At 38.0% G+C, this 20,489-nt stretch carries 18 protein-coding genes and 2 pseudogenes; 16 read left to right on the top strand and 4 right to left on the bottom strand.

The window, feature by feature from the left end; all coding sequences use genetic code 11:
• Window positions 1–158 precede the first annotated feature (158 nt).
• From J2Z34_RS09465 to J2Z34_RS09515, 11 genes and pseudogenes are all read left to right on the top strand, one after another.
• A complete protein-coding gene (locus tag J2Z34_RS09465) occupies window positions 159–1,409 on the top strand; it encodes an L-lactate MFS transporter (protein WP_209459625.1) in 1,251 nt (416 codons plus the stop codon).
• A gap of 397 nt (window positions 1,410–1,806) precedes the next feature.
• Window positions 1,807–3,030: a thiolase family protein gene (locus J2Z34_RS09470; protein ID WP_245250602.1), complete on the top strand. Its 1,224-nt coding sequence runs from the start codon at window positions 1,807–1,809 to the stop codon at window positions 3,028–3,030.
• A gap of 48 nt (window positions 3,031–3,078) precedes the next feature.
• Window positions 3,079–3,822, top strand: a complete 744-nt coding sequence (gene fabG, locus J2Z34_RS09475; RefSeq protein WP_209459627.1) for a 3-oxoacyl-ACP reductase FabG — start codon at window positions 3,079–3,081, stop codon at window positions 3,820–3,822.
• Between the two features lie 346 nt (window positions 3,823–4,168).
• Window positions 4,169–4,312: pseudogene (locus tag J2Z34_RS18035) on the top strand (DUF6198 family protein); the annotation flags it as partial.
• A gap of 107 nt (window positions 4,313–4,419) precedes the next feature.
• Window positions 4,420–4,713 carry a DUF6198 family protein gene (locus J2Z34_RS09480; RefSeq protein ID WP_483414661.1) on the top strand — a complete coding sequence of 98 codons (294 nt, stop codon included), beginning with the start codon at window positions 4,420–4,422 and terminating at the stop codon, window positions 4,711–4,713.
• A gap of 183 nt (window positions 4,714–4,896) precedes the next feature.
• Window positions 4,897–5,315 (top strand): annotated as a pseudogene (locus J2Z34_RS17595) (enoyl-CoA hydratase/isomerase family protein).
• A 6-nt stretch (window positions 5,316–5,321) separates the two neighbouring features.
• A complete protein-coding gene (locus J2Z34_RS09495; protein ID WP_209459697.1) occupies window positions 5,322–6,467 on the top strand; it encodes an acyl-CoA dehydrogenase family protein in 1,146 nt (381 codons plus the stop codon).
• Between the two features lie 11 nt (window positions 6,468–6,478).
• Complete coding sequence (locus J2Z34_RS09500) at window positions 6,479–7,267, top strand: electron transfer flavoprotein subunit beta/FixA family protein (protein WP_209459630.1); 789 nt, start codon at window positions 6,479–6,481, stop codon at window positions 7,265–7,267.
• 21 nt (window positions 7,268–7,288) lie between these two features.
• A complete protein-coding gene (locus tag J2Z34_RS09505; protein ID WP_209459631.1) occupies window positions 7,289–8,302 on the top strand; it encodes an electron transfer flavoprotein subunit alpha/FixB family protein in 1,014 nt (337 codons plus the stop codon).
• A gap of 840 nt (window positions 8,303–9,142) precedes the next feature.
• Window positions 9,143–10,516 (top strand): sigma-54 interaction domain-containing protein, encoded by a 1,374-nt coding sequence (locus tag J2Z34_RS09510; RefSeq protein WP_209459632.1) that lies wholly within the window; start codon window positions 9,143–9,145, stop codon window positions 10,514–10,516.
• A 600-nt stretch (window positions 10,517–11,116) separates the two neighbouring features.
• Complete coding sequence (locus J2Z34_RS09515) at window positions 11,117–11,560, top strand: hypothetical protein (RefSeq protein ID WP_209459633.1); 444 nt, start codon at window positions 11,117–11,119, stop codon at window positions 11,558–11,560.
• Here J2Z34_RS09515 and J2Z34_RS17950 read toward each other — a convergent pair.
• The 4 genes from J2Z34_RS17950 to J2Z34_RS09535 form a co-directional block, all read right to left on the bottom strand.
• A complete protein-coding gene (locus J2Z34_RS17950; RefSeq protein WP_209459634.1) occupies window positions 11,500–11,991 on the bottom strand; it encodes a recombinase family protein in 492 nt (163 codons plus the stop codon). The genes J2Z34_RS09515 and J2Z34_RS17950 overlap by 61 nt on opposite strands.
• Window positions 11,992–12,066: 75 nt before the next feature.
• Window positions 12,067–12,507: a recombinase family protein gene (locus J2Z34_RS09525; RefSeq protein ID WP_209459635.1), complete on the bottom strand. Its 441-nt coding sequence runs from the start codon at window positions 12,505–12,507 to the stop codon at window positions 12,067–12,069.
• 77 nt (window positions 12,508–12,584) lie between these two features.
• A complete protein-coding gene (locus tag J2Z34_RS09530; RefSeq protein ID WP_209459636.1) occupies window positions 12,585–12,854 on the bottom strand; it encodes an MFS transporter in 270 nt (89 codons plus the stop codon).
• Window position 12,855: 1 nt separating this feature from the next.
• Window positions 12,856–14,094, bottom strand: a complete 1,239-nt coding sequence (locus tag J2Z34_RS09535; RefSeq protein ID WP_209459637.1) for a glycosyltransferase — start codon at window positions 14,092–14,094, stop codon at window positions 12,856–12,858.
• Window positions 14,095–14,216: 122 nt separating this feature from the next.
• On the opposite strand from J2Z34_RS09535, the gene J2Z34_RS09540 reads away from it, so the two are divergent.
• From J2Z34_RS09540 to J2Z34_RS09555, 5 genes are all read left to right on the top strand, one after another.
• Window positions 14,217–14,780 carry a TetR/AcrR family transcriptional regulator gene (locus J2Z34_RS09540; RefSeq protein WP_209459638.1) on the top strand — a complete coding sequence of 188 codons (564 nt, stop codon included), beginning with the start codon at window positions 14,217–14,219 and terminating at the stop codon, window positions 14,778–14,780.
• A gap of 1,240 nt (window positions 14,781–16,020) precedes the next feature.
• Window positions 16,021–16,143 carry a hypothetical protein gene (locus J2Z34_RS17750; RefSeq protein ID WP_280922317.1) on the top strand — a complete coding sequence of 41 codons (123 nt, stop codon included), beginning with the start codon at window positions 16,021–16,023 and terminating at the stop codon, window positions 16,141–16,143.
• A 63-nt stretch (window positions 16,144–16,206) separates the two neighbouring features.
• A complete protein-coding gene (locus J2Z34_RS09545; RefSeq protein ID WP_209459639.1) occupies window positions 16,207–17,166 on the top strand; it encodes a radical SAM protein in 960 nt (319 codons plus the stop codon).
• 16 nt (window positions 17,167–17,182) lie between these two features.
• Complete coding sequence (locus J2Z34_RS09550; RefSeq protein WP_209459640.1) at window positions 17,183–18,493, top strand: radical SAM/SPASM domain-containing protein; 1,311 nt, start codon at window positions 17,183–17,185, stop codon at window positions 18,491–18,493.
• Between the two features lie 920 nt (window positions 18,494–19,413).
• Complete coding sequence (locus tag J2Z34_RS09555; RefSeq protein WP_209459641.1) at window positions 19,414–19,995, top strand: Type 1 glutamine amidotransferase-like domain-containing protein; 582 nt, start codon at window positions 19,414–19,416, stop codon at window positions 19,993–19,995.
• Window positions 19,996–20,489: the final 494 nt, after the last annotated feature.

Below are 20,489 nucleotides of genomic sequence, written 5' to 3' on the forward strand. Positions count from 1 at the left end.
GATGGTAATTCCAAATGCAAGCAAAGATTTGCTAGTTGGTTTGCAGGGAGCAAAACAAAAGTAGATAGTATACTGGGGCACTGCGGCGTCATAAATTGACACCGCAGCACAAACCAGACAGTCAATAATTTCCCCAAATAAAAAAGGAGCAACATAAAATGAGTAATAATAAAACTAATCGTTGGCTTATTCTTTTTACTGGGATATTTGCAAATTTATGTGTAGGAGCTGCTTTAGCCTGGAGTGTTTTTAGAAAACCACTTATGGTATTGTTCGGAGCTTCAGTAAGTCAGGTTACTATACCATACACACTTTCTTTAGCACTAATGCCGATATCGATGATAATCGCTGGTAGAATTCAGGATAAAAGAGGACCAAAATTAGCGATGTTTATTGGTGGACTTATACTTTCTGCTAGCTATTTTCTTTCTGGGTATGCAACGAACATTCAATTCCTATACATAACGTATGGCATTCTTGGAGGAGCATCATTGGGTGCTGTATATTCATGTACAGTGGTAAATACAGTTAAGTGGTTTCCCGATAAACGAGGTCTAGCTGGTGGGCTTATTGCAGCAGGTTTGGGTGCTGGTTCAATAATTTTCGCCCCATTAGGTGTGTCGTTAATGAAGATATATAGTCCGCTAATCACATTCCAAATTTTTGGAGTGATTTTCCTAATTGTAATCTCATTTGCATCAATATTTGCAGTATCTCCCCCAGCTGGGTATAAACCTGAAGGTTGGACTCCTCCAATATCTAACTTAGCTAGTATCAACAGCGCCTCTAGCATAGACAAATCTTGGAAGGATATGTTAAAAGATCCCCTATTCTATATCGCATGGGTTGCACTAGTTTTAGCATGTGTTTCAGGTTTAATGATAATTGGACATGCTGCGACTATTGGACAGGAAGTTGTCGGACTCAGTCCCGCTGTAGCAGCAATAGGTGTAAGTATCCTTGGGATTGCTAATGCGTCAGGAAGGGCAGTATGGGGTATAGTATCTGATAAACTTGGTCGATTCCCAACTGTAAGCTTAATATTCCTAGTTTCAGCATTATCAATGTTTTTATTAAGTTATATGGCAAGTACATTTTTAGTATTTGTAATTTCGATTGTTGGAATCGGCTCTTGTTATGGAGGTTTTTTTGGCATATATCCTGCTATCACCGGAGAGATGTTTGGTTTGAAAAACATGGGTATGAATTGGGGTGTAATGTTTACTGCATTTGCTCCTGCAGCAATATTTGGTCCATTGTTAGCAGCACAAGTTCGTGTTAACTATGGTGATTATAGTTGGGCATTCATTATTGCTGGCGGTCTTAGTATACTAGGCATTATTTTAACTCGATATGCCCAAAGTGTAGTAAAAAAGAATGAAAATAGTAAGAACAATAAGGTAGCCTAATAGAAATGTATAAAATTAAGTAAATAGAAAGAGATAAGAATTATGCATTATGATCCAGTACTCGACAACCATGGACTACCAATGGGACCCTTCAAATCCATATCGGTTCATTGAACCATTGCATAGGTATCCACTATGAGCAAAGATGGAAAATCTACTCTAATATCTCGAAATTACTTAGTCATTTACTCAACTCAATATCATCAATAATTAGCAAGCTATTATGTTTGGGTGGTCTTGATTGTTTGAATTACAAATGACAAACTAATTTTCTGGTGTTTGGATAGACAATATATATTAATATTTTTTTTAAATCTTAAACTATAGATAAAGGGGCAATATATTATAATGCTACCTTTATCTATATAAAATAATGATTTGATTTATGGAGGTAGAAATGGAGAAAAAAGTAGTAATTACAAGTGGAGCAAGAACTGCGGTAGGCGCATTCATGGGAGGACTCAAGACGGTTCCTGTGCAGCAGCTGGCGGCCAAGGCTATAACGGAGGCTCTCAAGAGATCGAATGACCTCAATCCCGAACTGGTGGATGAAGTTGTAATAGGTCATGTCGAGTCATCAGGTGAATCACCAAACATAGGAAGAGATGCAGCGATTTTGGCAGGGCTGATTTCAGCGCCAGGAAGCTCAGTAAACAGGATTTGCGGATCAGGCATGCAGTCGGTAGCCAATGGTCTGATGCTTATTCAGACGGGCAATGCTGACGTAGTTGTTGCAGGTGGTGCAGAAAGCCTTTCAAGGGCTCCATTCTATCTTCCGCTTGAGGCAAGATACGATGGCCTTAAGATGGGAAACTCTGTTCTAAATGACGCTAACAGCACGTACCACTACAATGCACAGCCTTCACCACAGTATCCAAAGATGCACATGGGAAACACCGCTGAGAATGTAGTGAGGCGCTACTCCATCCCAAGGGAGGATGCGGACAAGTTTGCATTCGACAGCCAGATGAAGGCAAAAGCGGCCATGGAAGCAGGCAGATTCGATAGGGAGATAGTACCTGTAGAGATTAAGGGCAGAAAGGGTGACTCGACATTCGTAAGCAAGGACGAGCATCCAAAGCCAGCCACAAACATGGAAGGTCTCGCAAAGCTCAAACCAGCATTTGAGAAGGAAGGGACAGTGACAGCCGGAAATGCATCAGGACTCAATGATGCAGGAGCTGCGGTAGTGATGATGAGCCAGGAGAAAGCTGATGAACTGGGACTTGAGGCGATGGCAGAGGTCGTGGACTTCGCTGTAGTAGCACTTGATCCGAACGTCATGGGACTTGGACCTGTCTATGCAATCAGGAAGCTCCTCGACAAGACAGGACTAGCCAAGGAAGACATCGATGTATATGAGATCAACGAGGCGTTTGCAGGACAGATGCTCGGTTGCATGAAGGAGCTCGACATGTACCTCGACAGCCCTCTTTACGAGAGGATAAACCCCAACGGCGGAGCGATCGCACTCGGACATCCCCTTGGAGCTACAGGCACAAGGCTTGTAATCACAGCAATGTACGAGCTCATCGAGAAGAACAAGAAGTATGCGATAACCAGCGCCTGCATAGGTGGCGGAATGGGCATAGCAGTACTTTTGAAGAACCCAAAGGCATAAAAGCAAGCAATAAAAAATAATAGAAAGCAAATAAGAGGAGGAAATGAAATGAGATTAGAAGGAAAAGTAGCAGTAGTCACTGGTTCAGCAAGAGGATTAGGAAAAGCGATAGTCGAGAGGCTTGCCAAAGAAGGAGCCAAGGTTGTAGTAACAGACGTAAATGAGGAGGGATGCATCAGTACAGCAAACGAAATAATAGCAAACGGAGGAGATGCACTGGCGGTAAAATGCGATGTGACAAGCAGGGAATCGGTTGAGGCACTTGCAGCGACAATAATTGCCAAGTACGGGAAGATCGACATACTTGTCAACAACGCAGGAATCACAAAGGACTCATCACTTAAGAAGCTCACTGACGCAGCATGGGATGCAGTAATCAACGTAAACCTCAAATCTGTTTTCCTTTGCACACAGATCATGAGCAGCTACATGGTAGAGCAGAAGTGGGGAAGGATCATCAGCCTGAGTTCACTTGCGGGAGTTGCTGGTAACTTCGGACAGACCAACTATTCTGCATCAAAGGCAGGAATAATCGGATTGACTAGGACCTGGGCGATAGAGCTTGGCAAAAAGAATGTAACTGCCAATGCAATAGCACCTGGATTCATGAACACTGAAATGACAAAGACCATACCAGAGGACATCAAGAAGACCCTTCTTGCAGCTATTCCGGTCGGAAGAATGGGAGAGCCTGAGGAGATAGCTGCAGCTGTAGTATATCTTGCTACAGAAGAGGCAGGATTCGTAAACGGAGTCACACTCAACATCAATGGCGGAGCATACGTTAACTAAATAAGTCATTAGAATGTAGCTGAAAAGTATTGTCTATTATTTTTAAAGAATTCCATTGTAAGTGAAGCCTAGGGAGATTTCTATTTGAGGTGGTTCTAAGTCAATGTTTTAGTAACCAAATAACATTTAAATCATATCATCTGAAATCTATGTCATAGAATAGACCCTTGATAGAGCTCCCAAAGCAGCACTGCTGTGTTTTTCATAATTCAATAACAAAAGAGTTGAATATAATGTAATTACTCTCGTGTAGTTTTCATATGTTTATAAATACACGGAGAGGATACCGAAACGATTTGATAGCTAAGTTTCGAATTTTCAAGATAAAGGATTACTATTTTTCGGGCTCACATTATCAATCAGGTCAGGATTGGTAGTATCACCTGTTAGCTCGGTTTCATTAGTGCTGAGTCAGATAATTGGCATTTCTGCAGGTAACACGACAAATGCCTTCTACTCATTCTGTGTTACTTCAGCTTGTTATACTTAAGAAGGATTTTAAGCTCGAACATTTACTTCAAGTTGTATTCTAATTCGCAATTAGGAAATTTACTAATTTGAGTCTCTAAATCACAAGTGCTTTGATGACAGAAGTTTATAGTTAGGCTTCTCATGCTTTTTGCAAGCTTAGTTATTATAGCCTTGGGAGTATATACTGTTGTGCTTACGGATATAGTAATGATCACTCCTGATGGTCTTGTAAAGACTATTGCCGACTATTGGAGTTTGGAATTCTCACGTGTTAAATCAACCTTTGATATTATCTGTGTTTCAATTTCGGCTATTCTATCGCTGGTTTTTCTTGGAAATATACGAGGATTTCGAGAAGGTACCTTAATATTAGCACTTTCTACAGGACGATTTATAGGAGTAATATCTAAAAATTATTAAGGTATGATTACTGCATTGTATATCTAATAAAAACAAGTTGATTTCAATATTCATACGAAATTAAGTTGATATAATACTAACACAATAAAACTTTTTAGAAGAATAGAGCTGATTTTGCAGCTATAAATAACAGCAACAAACGGGCTTTGCTTCAGTGGACTGGAATTTGCACTATGTGCTGACATCAGGCTCGCAAGCGACAAAGCCTCACTTGCCTTCCCGGAAGCTTCACTAGGAATAATACCTGGATTTTCAGGGACACAAAGATTCCCAAGGGTAATAGGCAAGTCAAAGGCCAAGGAGATGTTCTTCACGGAAAAAGGGTGAAGGCTCAGGAAGCACTGGAAATGGGACTGGTGAATCATGTATATCCTCTGGATGAGTTGATGGGTAAGGCCATGGAACTCGCTGAGGCTATGACAAGGAATTCACCTAATGCCATAGCAAAAATCAAGATGCTTGTTGAAACGGGTGCAGATATGGATATTGTAGCTGCAATAACCCTGGAAAGCGACTATTCAGCGCCTAATTTCGAACACAGGGACCAGCTCGAAGGTATACAGGCGTTTTATGAGAAAAGAATACCAAATTATAGAAGATAAGGAGAAATAGGTATGAAATTGACTAAAGAGCAAGAGATAATAGTGAAGCTTGCCAAGGATTTTAGCTTGCGAGAGGTAGAACCGCTTGCTGCAGAGATTGATGAGACAGGTGAATATCCTGATGAACTTGTACAGAAGCTCAAGGACACTGGCTTCCTTGGATGCATATTCCCAAAGAAGTACGGCGGATTCGATACTGACTACCTGACATACGCAATGATAGTTGAGGAAGTATCCAAGTACGACGTGGCAACATCGATGATAATCAGCGGTAACTGCTCACTTTCAGCAGGACCTCTGGCGAAGTTCGGAAGCGAACAGCAGAAGGAGAAGTATCTGACAAAGGTCTGCAATGAGGGCATGGTAATGGGCTTCGCCCTGACTGAGCCCGGAGCAGGCTCTGACGCAGCCGGGGTACAGACTACGGCAGTGCTTGAAGGCGATGAGTGGGTAATCAACGGGAACAAGATATTCATCTCAAGCGCAGGGATAGCTGACCTCTACATAGTAATGGCGTCAACTGACAAGTCCAAGGGAACACATGGAATATCTGCGTTCCTTGTTGAATATCCATTGCCTGGCTTCACAATACCAAACTTTGAAAACAAGATGGGTATAAGGGGATCGCACACAGGAGAGCTTGTCTTCCAGGATGTAAGGATTCCTAAGGACAACCTTCTTGGAAAGCTTGGACAGGGCTTCCAGATTTCAATGCAGGCATTGGATGGAGGAAGGATAACTGTCGCTGCAAGCTCAGTAGGACTTGCTCAGAGAGCGCTTGATGAAGCGGTCAAGTATTCCAAGGACAGGGCACAGTTCGGAAAGCCGATATCAAAGAACCAGGGTATTTCCTTCATGCTTGCAGAAATGGAAACCAAGCTTGCTGCAGCAAGGCTTATGACATATGATGCAGCTGCAAAGAAAGCAGCAGGAGAGCCACATTCACACGAAGCTGCAATGGCTAAGTATTTTGCATCAGAAGTCGCTAACTTTGTAGCTGACAAGGCTGTCCAGATACATGGCGGTTACGGATACACGAAGGATTATGTTGTTGAAAGGCTGTACAGGGATGCGAAGATCCTGGAAATCTATGAAGGAACCACAGAAATCCAGAAGATAGTAATCGCAGGACACGTCCTTAAGAGAAAGTAGGAGGGAACACAATGAAGATACTCGTCTGCGTAAAGCAGGTACCAGATACAACAGAAGTTAAGATAGATCCAGTAAAGGGAACACTTATCAGAGAGGGAGTTCCCAGCATAATGAATCCTGATGATGCCAATGCAATCGAAGAGGCGCTAAGGATAAAGGACAAATATCCAGACACGAAGATAACAGTAGTATCAATGGGCCCCCCGGCTGCAGAGCTTGTACTCTATGAGTGCATGGGGATGGGTGCTGATGATGCATACCTTATAACCGACAGGGCGTTCGGAGGATCAGACACCTGGGCTACATCGAATGTCATCGCTGAGGCAATAAAGTACCTTGGGACTTTCGACATAATATTCGCAGGAAGACAGGCCATCGATGGAGATACCGCACAGGTTGGACCACAGATAGCAGAGAAGCTTGGAATACCTCAGATCACATACGTTCAGAAGGTTGAAATCGAAGGTGACAAGCTTGTTGTTGAGAGAAACCTTGAGAACGGCTATGAAGTCCTTGAGGCTACCACCCCGATAATGCTTACTGCCATAAAGGAACTCAACGAGCCAAGGCTCATGAACATGAGGGCAATCCACAAGGGCTTCCATGAAGCTGGAATCAAGCAGATCACAAATGCCGAACTTAAGATTGAACCTGATATGGCAGGACTTAAGGCATCACCGACCAATGTCAAGAAAACCTTCACTCCTGAACTTATCGTCAAGGGAACAAGGATAGAGGGCAATCCCAAGGACGCTGCAAAAGAACTGGTCAGGCAGCTTAAGCTGAACCATATAATTTAGTCTTCGCGAAAGGAGAAACATATGAAACTTATCGGAAATAAAGATGAATTCAAGAATGTTTGGGTATATGCAGAGCAAAGGGAAGGCGAGCTGCAGAAGATAGCCCTTGAACTTATTGGAGAAGGAAAGAGACTTGCTGAGAAGCTTGGAGTGGAGGTATGCGCTGTCCTTGTAGGAAAGAACGTATCAGGACTAACAGGCAAACTATTCGAGTACGGAGCGGACAAGGTTTACCTTGTGGAGGACGATCTCCTTGAGCACTATACCACAGACGGACATACAAAGGTCATCAGTGAAATGATCGATGAGCTGAAGCCTGAGATAATGCTTGTAGGAGCGACAAACATAGGAAGAGACCTTGCACCAAGGATAGCTTCCAGGGTGTCCACAGGACTAACAGCAGACTGCACCCAGCTAGACATAGAGGCTGAAACAAGGACGCTGCTTCAGACGAGACCTGCTTTCGGAGGCAACCTGATGGCTACGATCATCAATACCGAGTTCAGGCCTCAGATGTCTACAGTAAGGCCAGGAGTAATGGATCCTCTTGACCCGGTTGAAGGAAGGACAGGGGAAGTCGTAAGGATAACACCTAAGATTTCAGCAGAGGATGTCAGGGTAAAGGTAAGGGAAATTGTCAAGGCAAAGAAGAAGGGTGTCCTCATTGAAGAGGCTCACGTGATAGTATCAGGCGGACGTGCCATGGGCGGTCCTGAGGGCTTTGAGATACTCAAGCCTCTTGCAGAGAGACTCGGAGGAGAGATCGGTGCATCAAGGGCTGCTGTTGACAGCGGATGGATCGAGAAGAGCCACCAGGTAGGACAGACAGGTAAGACTGTAAAGCCGGTCATATACATAGCCTGCGGAATATCAGGCGCAATCCAGCACCTTGCCGGTATGAAGGATTCAGATGTAATCATAGCAATCAACAAGGATCCTGAGGCACCAATATTCAAGATAGCAAACTACTCAATCGTAGGTGACTACAAGGAAATTGTACCTGCGCTTGTGGAAATGCTTGGAGAAAAGAATTAATAATATCTCTTAATATATATTAAACTATAGTTTTTATCATTTACAGATTAAATTATCATTGTAGTTTAGGTTAGAATTAGAGTAAAGTTTACTAATAAATAATAGATTATATATGTATAGATGGCGCTGTGCTATGTGACAAAAACCTTATCAGTGGAAAGGTAAAGTCTGAAAAATGTAGCTTAGTGATACTATAAATAAGTGAAATTTGGGAGATATGCATCCAAATACAAAGAGGAATCGTATGCAAATATAATATTTTAAATAGCAATGGTTACTTCTAAGTTTTTACTAATTAAGTAAGTTGCACAGATATTGCCAGAGTGGATGCTGGTCTCCCTTATAGTATTATATAATTTCAATACAATATAGTAGTATGTTATAATGGTAACATATAAATATGATTAAAATACAAACAATGAAGTTAGGTTGATAATTTAAACAATTAATATGAATAATTAAATAGTGAAATGATAAAATATACTATGTAAATCTAATAAATAAATTATTAGATTTACAATGAAATTAGAATTATAGAATTTATACCTAAATTAGCTAATTATTATGATGTATATGAAGTCTGCACCCTAAGAGTGTTAAAACAGAAACCAAATTACAAATTATAACTAACGATTATTTAGTATGCATAAAAAATTTTTTTGTGGTACAATATTGCTCTGAAAGACATTTTGTGATTTACTTTGTATTAAATCATGGTTATTATTTTGTGTTTTATATAAATTTATATAAATATTGATTAATTTGGAAAAAGTATTCTTGATGGTCAACTTATTTAATAATGCAAACAAGTAGGACATTTTTAATACTGGGGGATGCGAAATGGTTAGCAAAATGAAATTTGATAAGTTTTTGAGCGAAGAATATTTGAAGGTATTCAACAACTTGCCTGATCCAATATTTGTTACAGACACCAAAGGAAATATATTATTATCAAATAGTACAACAGCAATGGTGCTTGATTTAACTCTAGACCAATTGTTGAATCAAAATGTTATAGAACTTGTCAAAAAAGGGCACTATAATATATCTTATGCAATAAAGGCTGTAGAAGAAAAAAAAACGGTGACTGGATTAGTCGAACTGAAAAATGGTATTGTCTATATTTCTACGAGTACACCAGTATTTGATGATTCTGGAGCGGTTCAGTTAGTAATAACAAGTGCAAGACCTAAAGATCTAATCGAGGGTTTTATTAACACCAATAAAAGAGAAGTAGAATATTTACGTAATCGAGTTTTTGGATCGACTGAAATCATTGCTGAAAGTAAGCAAATGAAATTAGTTCTATTCAATGCACATAATGTAGCACCAACAGATAGCACGGTAATTCTACAAGGAGAATCTGGCACAGGAAAAGAAGTATTAGCGAATTATATTCACTTGAAGAGTAAGAGAGCGAAAGAGGCATTTATTGCAGTAAATTGCGCGGCTTTTCCAGAAAATTTGGTTGAGGCTGAATTGTTTGGTTATGAGAAGGGTTCCTTTACAGGCGCTGTTACGAGCGGTAAAATGGGTTTATTTGAAGCAGCAGAAAATGGCACATTATTCTTAGATGAAATAGCTGAACTGCCACTTACTTTACAGGCTAAATTGTTAAGGGTTTTAGAAACAAATGAAGTAAGGCGAATTGGGAGTAATATTAGTAAAAAGATCAATTTTCGATTAATTGCTGCTAGCCATAAAAATTTAGAACATTTGGTAGATTTGGGGGAATTTCGTGAAGACCTATTTTATAGACTTAACGTTTATCCATTAGTTATACCACCATTAAGGGAGAGACCTGAAGATATACTTGCACTTGCATCAAAATTTCTTGAAATTTTTAATAACAAGTATGAGAAAGAAATTCAGTTGGCTGATGATGAACTTGAGGCATTAAAGAAACGAAGATGGTCTGGGAATGTTAGAGAACTGCGTAACTTTATAGAAAGAAGGGTAATTAGTAGTTTAAATGACTTCACATCAAATACTTATGCAAGCATTATAAGTTCTGAAAAAGTTAACTGTGATATCAAATTGGATAAGTTATTTGAACAAGGGCTGTCGTTAAAAGATTTAGTAAAGAAAGTAGAGAAAGATTACATAGAATACACAATTAAAAAGTTTAACGGTAGTGTGAGAGAAGCGGCTGAAAGTCTTGGAGTATATAGATCCGTTTTGTACAGGAAGATAAATGAACATAATGAAATGTAAGTACCTAATGAACATTATGGATATGTGATCTTGGTATTAATGTTAAATTAAAGTCTACGTTGTTACACTTAGACTGAATAAATCACCTGCGCGGTAAGCATAAGCCTCTCAACTGTTAAAAACAGTGGAGAAGCTTTTTTCATTTCTGATAGGAAAGTCAAGTACTCAAACAAGTGCTTCTGTCTTTTGAAAGGTGATGAGGCCTAAGCAATTAGGCTTGTATTAAAATCTGCGTGATTAGACATATTAGTACCCAAATATTGATACAATGCATAGTCCTTGAATTTCAAGGGCTATCATTGTTTTTACGGGTAAAACCATAAATGCGTTGATATTACTCACTTATTCTCTAATTCATCTGCACCTGAGCAGGTGCTTTTTTATTTCCAATTATTAATAAATATACAAATATTTTGAATAATAGCTAGAATTATTCATCCTTACTTCAAAATATAGATGGTTAGGCTAAATTCATATGGCTATTTATTATTGTTTTGAAAAACTGAATAATATCAGTGGTGATATATATTATGCTTGCTATTAGCAATTGATAGAGCGAATATGACCATACCGGAATAACGTAATGGAGGAGTGGTCGATATGAATCAGTCTAGAGTAACTGTAATACCTGCAATTTTTGAAAGTAAAGGGGAGCAGACTAGGGGAACTCCAGGAAAGATCCATGTGGAGGGTTATATGCTCGCGAATAGGGGAACACGTCCATGGGCCATGGTGCGGAAAGATCTTAGAGGGTTTGCTGCAGCTCACACAAATTGGGAGATAACAGGAATAGCAATTGATTATCGTGAGACTGAAGATAAAGAGGGAACTTACCATGTCTTTCCAGCATTATCAAGAAGAATTAAAAATAGAGAATTAGATATTCTGATAGTGCATTCTGGAGGGAATTTGGACTCGGTTCTTCTTATCACTTATTGTTTACTCGTCTATTGTGAATTTTATTCAGTCCAGCTTTATGTTGCTCATAATGGATTGCTGCTATCAGAAGATGACCTGGTGTTTCCTGAGAGCATCATGCTGTAATGAGTTGACTTGCGGGTAGTTTTATCAACATCTATTCGATGGATGTTGCTTCGATGCTCTTTCTCTTGTTGAGCTTTTTCGAATAGATCATTGGAAATAATTTGGGGATGTGTATTAGCAAGCTGAAATCTCGGGTGCTTGCCATTGTTGACATAACGTATTTTTTCTTTATAGTCATGAGTATATGTTTTCCCGACCAATGAGTTTCCAATATACTTCTCATTCGTAAGGATCGTTTCAATTGACCTTTTTGGCCATGTCTCTTTACCAGTAGGGGATTTTATTCCTTGTAATTTAAGTTCTCTGGTTATTGCTAAAATACTATTACCCTTCAAATACAAATCAAATATGTGCCTGACGACATCAGCTTCTTCATCATTAATCGCAATTGATCCATCTGGGCAAATCGAATAACCAAAGCATCTGCGCAAATAAAGCTTTGAGGATCCATCTTCAAAGCCTCGTTTTATACCCCAAGTAATATTTTCACTTCTAGCTTTGCTTTCTTATTCTGCGATGGCTTCAATGATAGTAAGTAAGAACATCTTATTTGATTCGGATATCCAGATATTTTCAACATCAAATAACACATCAACTCCAAGAGAACGAAGCTCAGTTATAACGTCCATTACCTTTTCTGTCTGGCGGCCAAAACGACTAACTGACTTTGTAAGGATGATATCAATTTTATGGTTTCTGCAATCGTCCAGCATTTTGCGAAACCCTGCTCGCCCGGTGGTGCTATTTCCTGACTTGATATCGGTGTAGATACCTACAAGATCCCAGTCCAAACGTCTATCTACCATAGCTTTAAAATATTCTATCTGATTCTTAAGACTTTCCAATTGACTCTCATGTGCAGTACTTACTCTGGAATAAATCGCGACATTAAATTTAAATTTTGCGATATGCTGATTAATCTTTATTACTTTTCTTTCAGGACACATGCAGCATCATCCCCAATAAATTTCTCAGATTGTATATGCCTCAATCGTACAATATGGCTATGATCAGCACAATGATTTTAGCAGGTTAGTATCAAGATTTTACCGTCAGCAAGGATTATAATTTTTTTGCGGTTAAATCTATCAATCCAAACTCCAGCGAATAGACCGATTATGGCTTGAGGTAAAAGCCCAACAACACTGGCAATTGATAGAGCAAGTGCAGACCCTATTTCAACCGTAATCCACCAAATAATTGAGAACTGAACAGCATTAGAGTCTAAGAGTGAACATGATTGGCCCCAATATATTGCAAAGAATGACTTCCTCCAGTTTGCTAATTGATTCATATCATTTCCCCTTAAGACTTTCAATGATGATCTTAGCGCAATCCTTTGCACCATTTTCTGTCGCAATATTTATGCCAAGAGTTTTTGCATTTTTGATTACATCATCTTTCAAGGCAAATTGAATTGCAGAAGCTAGTATGTCAGAGGTTAGTTTTTTTCTGTAAATTGGCTTTGAGCCAACGCCTAAGTCATATGCCCTGTGCGCCCATGCAAATTGGTCATTGGAAAATGGAATAATAATACTCGGAACACCTGCCTTAAATCCAGCTGCGGTTGTACCAGCACCACCATGATGACAAACGAGTGAAACACGCGGAAAAAGCCAACTATGGGGAATGCTGTTAATCGCCAGAAGATTGATAGGAAGGTTCTGTACATCGCCCATTCCACATATGATCCCTCTCTTGCCAACCATATTAAGTGCATCTATTATGATCTTGACGGTTTCGTCCTTATGTTTGCTATCAAAAACACTCCCGAATCCAATATAAACAGGCTTTTCACCATTCTTCAAAAAATCAAAAAGCTCTTCGGAGGGTCTATAGGCATTGTTTTCTTCCACAAACCAATAGCCATTTTGATGGATGCCTGCGTTCCAATCTTTAGGCCTTGGAAATACAAAGTTACTACAAGAGATAATGGCAGGGTGATTTTTGTCTACTCTTTCAAATGGATTGCCAAAATTTTCCGGAAGTTTGCCGTGGTTCTCTTTGAAAAATGCTATAATCCCAGTCTTCCCAGCCATCCATAGCATGCCTTGTAAAAGTATATAGCTTAATGATTTAGGCATTTTTGTTTTACCATAAGCTATCAGTGAAGCAATTTCTTTCGTCTTATGCATAGGAAATGGCGCGGCTAATATTGACGGAATCCCGAGCTTTTCTCCTGCAAAATAACCAATTGTGCAGCCAGGATGGTAAATAATCAGTTCACTCCCTTGACATGCGCTGAACATTTCAGCAGTTAATCCAAACACGTATTTTTTCATTTTGTTGAAGGTCAAGAGCATTTTAATAGGATTGTCAGACGATTGTGCATCCTGTAGTAATTTAGGGTCAATGTCGATGGATTGATAATCAGCTGATAGTGAGTAAAAATCAATACCATAATTTTGGATAAAGTTTTCAAAACTTTTACCACCGGCTATTCGCACCGATTTTCCGAGTTTTTGCAGTTCTTGTGCCAGCGCAATATAGGGTTGAAAGTCACCTCTTGAACCTGAGCAAAGAATAGTAATCATGAATTTGCCTCCTGGAATAATCCAACATCATGTTGTATGATTTAATTGTAAAGTTACAGCTGATAATCATCAACCAACAATATTGTGGCTTGTGTTGGATTTAGCAAAGAGGTGACTTGCTCATGAATAAAAGGACTGAAATTACGACGCAAACAAAACAGAATATTATTGATGCATTTTGGGAACTATATTGTGAAAAAAGAATTGAGAAGTTCACAGTAAAAGAAATCACAAGTAAAGCGGGATATAATCGGGGAACTTTCTATGAGTATTTTACCGATGTCTATGATGTACTGGATGTAATTGAAAACTCTCTGATCCCATCTCTTCATGAGTTGCCTCCTATTTCCACACCAACAGAAACAATAGGGATGCCGTTAGATGTCTTTCTTAACATCTGGGAACAAAATGCAAAATACTATTCAGTCTTGCTCGGAGATAACGGTGATCCGGCTTTTGCGAGCAAGTTAAAGGATTCGATAAAACCGGCAGTTATGAAAACCTTTGAGGACAAGCCTAACATTGACAAGAGAGAATTGGATTTTATTTTGGAATATATACTATCTGCCATGGTTGGTGTTATGAGTTATTGGTTTGGGCAGGAAGATGCTCCTTCTCGAGATGAGCTTTTTAGACTAATGCATAAGTTGATGGAAGATGGAGTAATGAAGCATCTTCCACGATAATCACTTGGAAGAATTCTACCAATACTGTTCGAGTAAATGATGCCAGTAAGTATACCTCCAATGAACAAAGCATTGTGTCAATTTATTATACTTTAGCCATAATATCAATATTGATACAGCAAAAGCTCTTAAAGTCTCATATAGATACTCTTTAGTAATCGAGTAAAATCACATCTGTATAGTTTATACATTAGCACCAAGATTTTAGCCTAACCATCTCATATTAGTACTCAAATATTGATACAATGCATAGTCCTTGAATTTCAAGGGCTATCATTGTTTTTACGGGTAAAACCATAAATGCGTTGATATTCCTCACTTATTCTCTAATTCATCTGCACCTGAGCAGGTGCTCTTTTATTTCCAATTATTAATAAATATGCAAGTAATTTGTATAATAACTAAGAATATGCACGTTTATTTTAAAATATAGATGGTTAGGCTAAATTAATAAGGCGATTTATTGTGCTTTGAAAAACTGAATAATATCAGTGGTGATATATAAGTGCTTGCGATTAACAGCTGATAGAGCGAATATGACCATACCGGAATAACGTAATGGGGGGTGGTCGATATGAATCAGTCTAGAGTAACTGTAATACCTGCAATTTTTTGAAAGTAAAGAAGAGCAAACAAAAAAATGTTGCATATGATCATCTCGGAGATCACGGTCAATGAGAAAAGAGAAGTAGACAGCATCAATATTAAGCTGACAGATCAGTTCATCAACTACCGTTAGACTTAAAAGGGAGTACCGAAAAGTAATATTACAGATATATTATACAAAATAGTTACATCATAACTAATCAAGAAATCAAGTTTTCTATCTAGAGCTTTCTCACAATGCACTCTATGTAAAAAAATTTCTGACTCAGGACTTCACTTTTAGTTCTTGTGTTTTGTGGACATAATACATTTCGCTACCGCACTATTCCAAATAACTTACTAGGAATAGGGTTGAAGGGTGGGAGAATTCTGTAGAATCTCATCCTATGCATACCTTAAGTATTGTTGCCATTGTCAATCCGAAATAACCTATCATTCTTCCTTAACATGAGAATGGCAGGTCCGACGGTCTATTAAATTTTCTCATCGGATGCTCATCAGTCTCTATCTGTATTTCAGCAACAAAAATTTCATTAAACAGAATTATTGGTTCATTATATATATTCGATTCAATTTGACATTGAAAGTAGAAAATTGTAATATAAATATATACACTAATTCTGGAGGTGCCTGTATGAAAGAGGAAAAGATAGTTTTTACTGCCAAAGATTTTTCCGGAATGTACATTGACGAAAAGAATGAAAAGGCATTTGCTGTGCAGGAGTGCAATTGTTGCCAGACTTGTAAGGAAAATTAGACCGTATTTTCCAAAAGGGATGCTTCTTTAGAAGTACCCCTTTTTTGCTTTGGAGGGATTGTTATGAGTAAGTTTAATGCTGTAACTCTAGAGATAACAAAAAAATGCAATCATAATTGCTTGTTCTGCTATAATATTTCGTCTCCAAATACAGAGAATGTATCATTTGAACAAATTAATTTTATTGTAAACAAATTGGTTAAATATGGAATTGAGAGAGTTACGGTTACTGGTGGCGAGCCATACTTGGTTCGAAATCAAACAGAATACTTGATCAAGGAGTTACTTGATCGAAATATTGATGTATGTGTCAATTCAAACTTGACTTTGTTAGATGAAAAGTCAGTCGTTTTTTTAGAAAATACAATAGGACATAACAACATAGTTTACTCTTCTATTCCGTCAGTTTCTCCGAATAAATGTGATTATATTACACAAAGCAATGGTAGTTTTCAACGAATTGTCGAAGGTTTAAAATTGTGTCGAGACCATAATATTATGATTGGCCTTAATATGTCGGTGTCACACATTAATATTAACGATTTAGACTATGTAGAATCCTTTTTGGAAAACAATCCGGTTAGCAGTTTTACCTTATTTCCTGTTATTCCGCCTGTATATGATCGCACTAATTTGATACATAAAACAGATAATTTGAGCTTAATAAAGGTAGCGGACACACTTGTAAGAATACACGATCGGTTCGAAATAACGGTAGGATCAATACGGCCATTACCACGATGCATTATCGGAGATAGTAAAAAGTATGATGTAATCCGAGGGAGCAGATGTACTACAGGTCAGAATCGATTTTCAATTGACATGGTTACAGGAAAGATTGAAGCTTGTTCACAACAGAAGATTACATATGGTAATATTTATGATGATGAGCTAGAAACCTGCTATAGTAGAATGCAGGAATGGCGTGACGGTTTATTTCTAGCAAATGTATGTAGAGATTGCCAAGATTTAAAGTATTGCGGTGGTATGTGTCATTGGTCTGAGCCTTGCGGTAGATGTTAATTGGGAGGAACTGATTATGAATAACTTTGCAATTGAACTTACGGCCCCCACATCTGTCGATATTACTATCACGAAAAAATGTAATCATAGATGTATTCATTGCTATAATGTCTGGCGTAATGATAATGAGAACTCTGAGATAATCAAAAGACTTAGTGATGAGCAAATAGAGAAACTTAAGAATGAGCTAATTCTTAACAATATTTGGAGAGCTACATTAACAGGTGGGGAGCCTTTAGCAGAAATTGATATTCTCTACAAATTGATTAGAGTTTTGAACGAAAGCGGTATTGCTTTAAGCATGAATACAAATCTTAGCCTGATGACAGATACAATTGCTTCTAAATTAGTCCATGAACTTAAGTGGACAAATATTGTATTGACATCTCTCCCTGGTTTAGTTCCAGAAACATGTGATGATATCACCCAAATACGAGGAAGTTACAAGAATATTATTCGCGGAATTGACATTTGTCAAAAGCACGGGATTCCAGTAGGAATTAATGTTGTTATCTCAAAAAAGAACATAAAGGATTTAGAACTGATATTTGATTTCATAACCCAACATAAAGTAGATTTTGTTTCAATCACCAGGGCGATTGCTCCATTGTATGACAGGGACAACCCCGATTTCTTTCTTTCTGAAGATGAAATAATTTATATTGCTGATGTTCTAGAACACTTAAACGCTCAATTTGGTATAAGTGTTGGATCGATAACGCCATTTCCATTGTGTATATTAAAGGATATCAGTAAATACAAGAATATCTTATCGGCATCATGTGCCGCAGGAATAAGCAGGTGTTCTATTGATGCAATTACAGGAGATATTTCAGCTTGTACTCATGAAGAAAAAAGTTATGGTAACATTTATTCGGATGGGTTACAGTCAGCATGGAGCAACATGTATGAGTGGCGAAATGGTCTATTGATCAATGAAGAGTGTCGGAATTGTGATAAGGTTGCATATTGCGGCGGAGAATGCCGTATGATAGCTGGAACAGAAGTGAATGTTAAATATAATTTAAATAAGTCAGTAGAAATAAATTATCAGCCATATATGTCAATCCCCCAGATTACAAAGGACACTGTCTTTTTAATTGCTAAAAATGTTCGTTATCGTCGCGAGCCATTTGGAGGAATTCTACGTTGCAAAGAAAATGAGTGCTATGTTAAAGAAAATATAATAGTGCTATATGAGAAAATTAAAAATAGAACTCAAATCAGCTTAAATGAATTTCTGGAATTTTGCGAAGAGAGCGAATACCTTTATAATGCAATTCTTGAACTTGAAAAGATGAAAATATTAGTTAGACAACCTGTTTAGACTGATAGCAATTGGGGATAGCATGAAATTTGATTTGTCTGATAAACCGCTTATGACCTCGTTATTTACTATAGTACCTGACAGAAAGTGTTATGACGGTAAAGGTAAGTTCAGACAATCACTCGAAAATATAGTCACTGCCATAAGTACGCTAATTCAAATTAGACTGTCAACTGTATTCTTTGAGCTCCCACAGCTGCTCGCAACACGTGCATTGCTGTACTCCAAGCTTTTCAACCATATGATTTCTCGATAATTCACCATGATTATTGGGAGGTGCTCTATGTATCGGATATACCTGCTCCCAATTATCGGAATGGATGCTCTGCTTCAACGGAAAGCATGCACTTTTTAATTGGAATACTAGAAGATAATGAGAAGGGTCACAATCAGATTGATTATCATTACAATACAGATGGACATATCTCAGGAATCGGGTACCATAAAACAAGTACATGATTCTACAGAGGGGGTACATTCTATTGTCATAGAATGTACCCGGTTTCTTCGTTAATACTGCATAATCATGAAGATATGCCTGCCAATTTCCAAGGACTTTTCCTAAAAGACTAAAATCAAGTTTACTAACAACCATGAATAAAAATATATATAGTTGCGCACAAAATTACAATCCAATTCAAACTGCTATTCGTGAATATGATATGATAGAAATTCCGGTTAGTCCATAATTTGAGCAATGAATAGTCAAGTTAATGAGTAATTATTGTAGATGTAGCCGTAGTAGAAATCTCAACTGATAATAATTTGCGAAAGTAGAATTGTATATTTTTGTGCATCATTGAGTGCCCTAGAAATGTACAATTAGGAATTTACTGAGAATATAATGATTGAGTGATATGATTGGTATATTTTTAATCGAGCATCCTTCAAATAGTCGTAATATTGATATGGAGGGTTTAATGGGAAAATTGATTTTTCTGTCTGACGGTTTGACGTCTAAGATTGGTTTTAAATTGCTCAAAGATTCATTGTCTGATTATAATCTGAGTAGGAAAAGAATCCTTATTGTTGTCCCTCCTGAATATTATCTTGAAGAAGCACTTTATATTTCGTGTGAATTATTAGGCTTTGTGAAGGAGAATATTATTTTCTTCTCAGAAAAACTTAATTTCGAAGAACATTATGATTATATTTATGTGACAGAAGGTAATGCGTTTGAAATTCTTGATTATATGAAACGTAACGGAATAGTTGAGCTTATCACAAAATGTTTTAAGTCTGGGAATTGCGTATATATTGGTTCGAGTGCAGGTGCAATGATTGCAGGTACAGACATAAAACTGGCATCTGATTTCGATAAAAACCACAATAACAGTACTGATTTAGGAGCACTATGTCTATTCAATGGGACAATAATACCTCATTATTCGCATACTGATCTAAAAAGGTATATTAACTTAACAGACAAGAAAGACCTTTTGCATTATAACGAGATTTACTCAGTTAATAATGGGAAAGTTTTAGTACTAAATACGATGTAATGCGATACTTGTATCATAATAATATAAAGAATTTCCTTGCAATAAAAATATTTATTTGTAGAATATTTTATTGGAATCTATGATATTAGACTTTCAGTACTCAAATATAGATACAATGAAAAATCCTGATTTTCAGGTATTTCATTCTGTAAGAAATAGTGTTGTCAGTATTTGTTGCGATGGGGTAGTTCTTCCAAATTCAACACATGTTGAGATGGTTGTCTTGATGTCACGCAAAGATAAATAAGAGGCTCCAAAATGCCTGAAATCAGAGGTTTCCAGACTTTCGGTAATAATATCCGATAGCTGGAAACCTTTCATTTTGTCTTTCATAAATAGTGTAGGCCCTAACAGAATCGTTAGGTTGGGGCTAGAAAACTGCTTTTTATCCTACGAGACAGAGGAACTACTGTTTTTTGGATAGGTTGAGACTAGAGAACTGTTGTAAATAAATTAAGGTCTGGAATTATCCTTGATCAGGGGATGCGCTAGGG

The sequence above is a fragment of the Youngiibacter multivorans genome (assembly GCF_017873395.1).
In the GTDB taxonomy this organism is placed as follows: domain Bacteria; phylum Bacillota; class Clostridia; order Clostridiales; family Clostridiaceae; genus Youngiibacter; species Youngiibacter multivorans.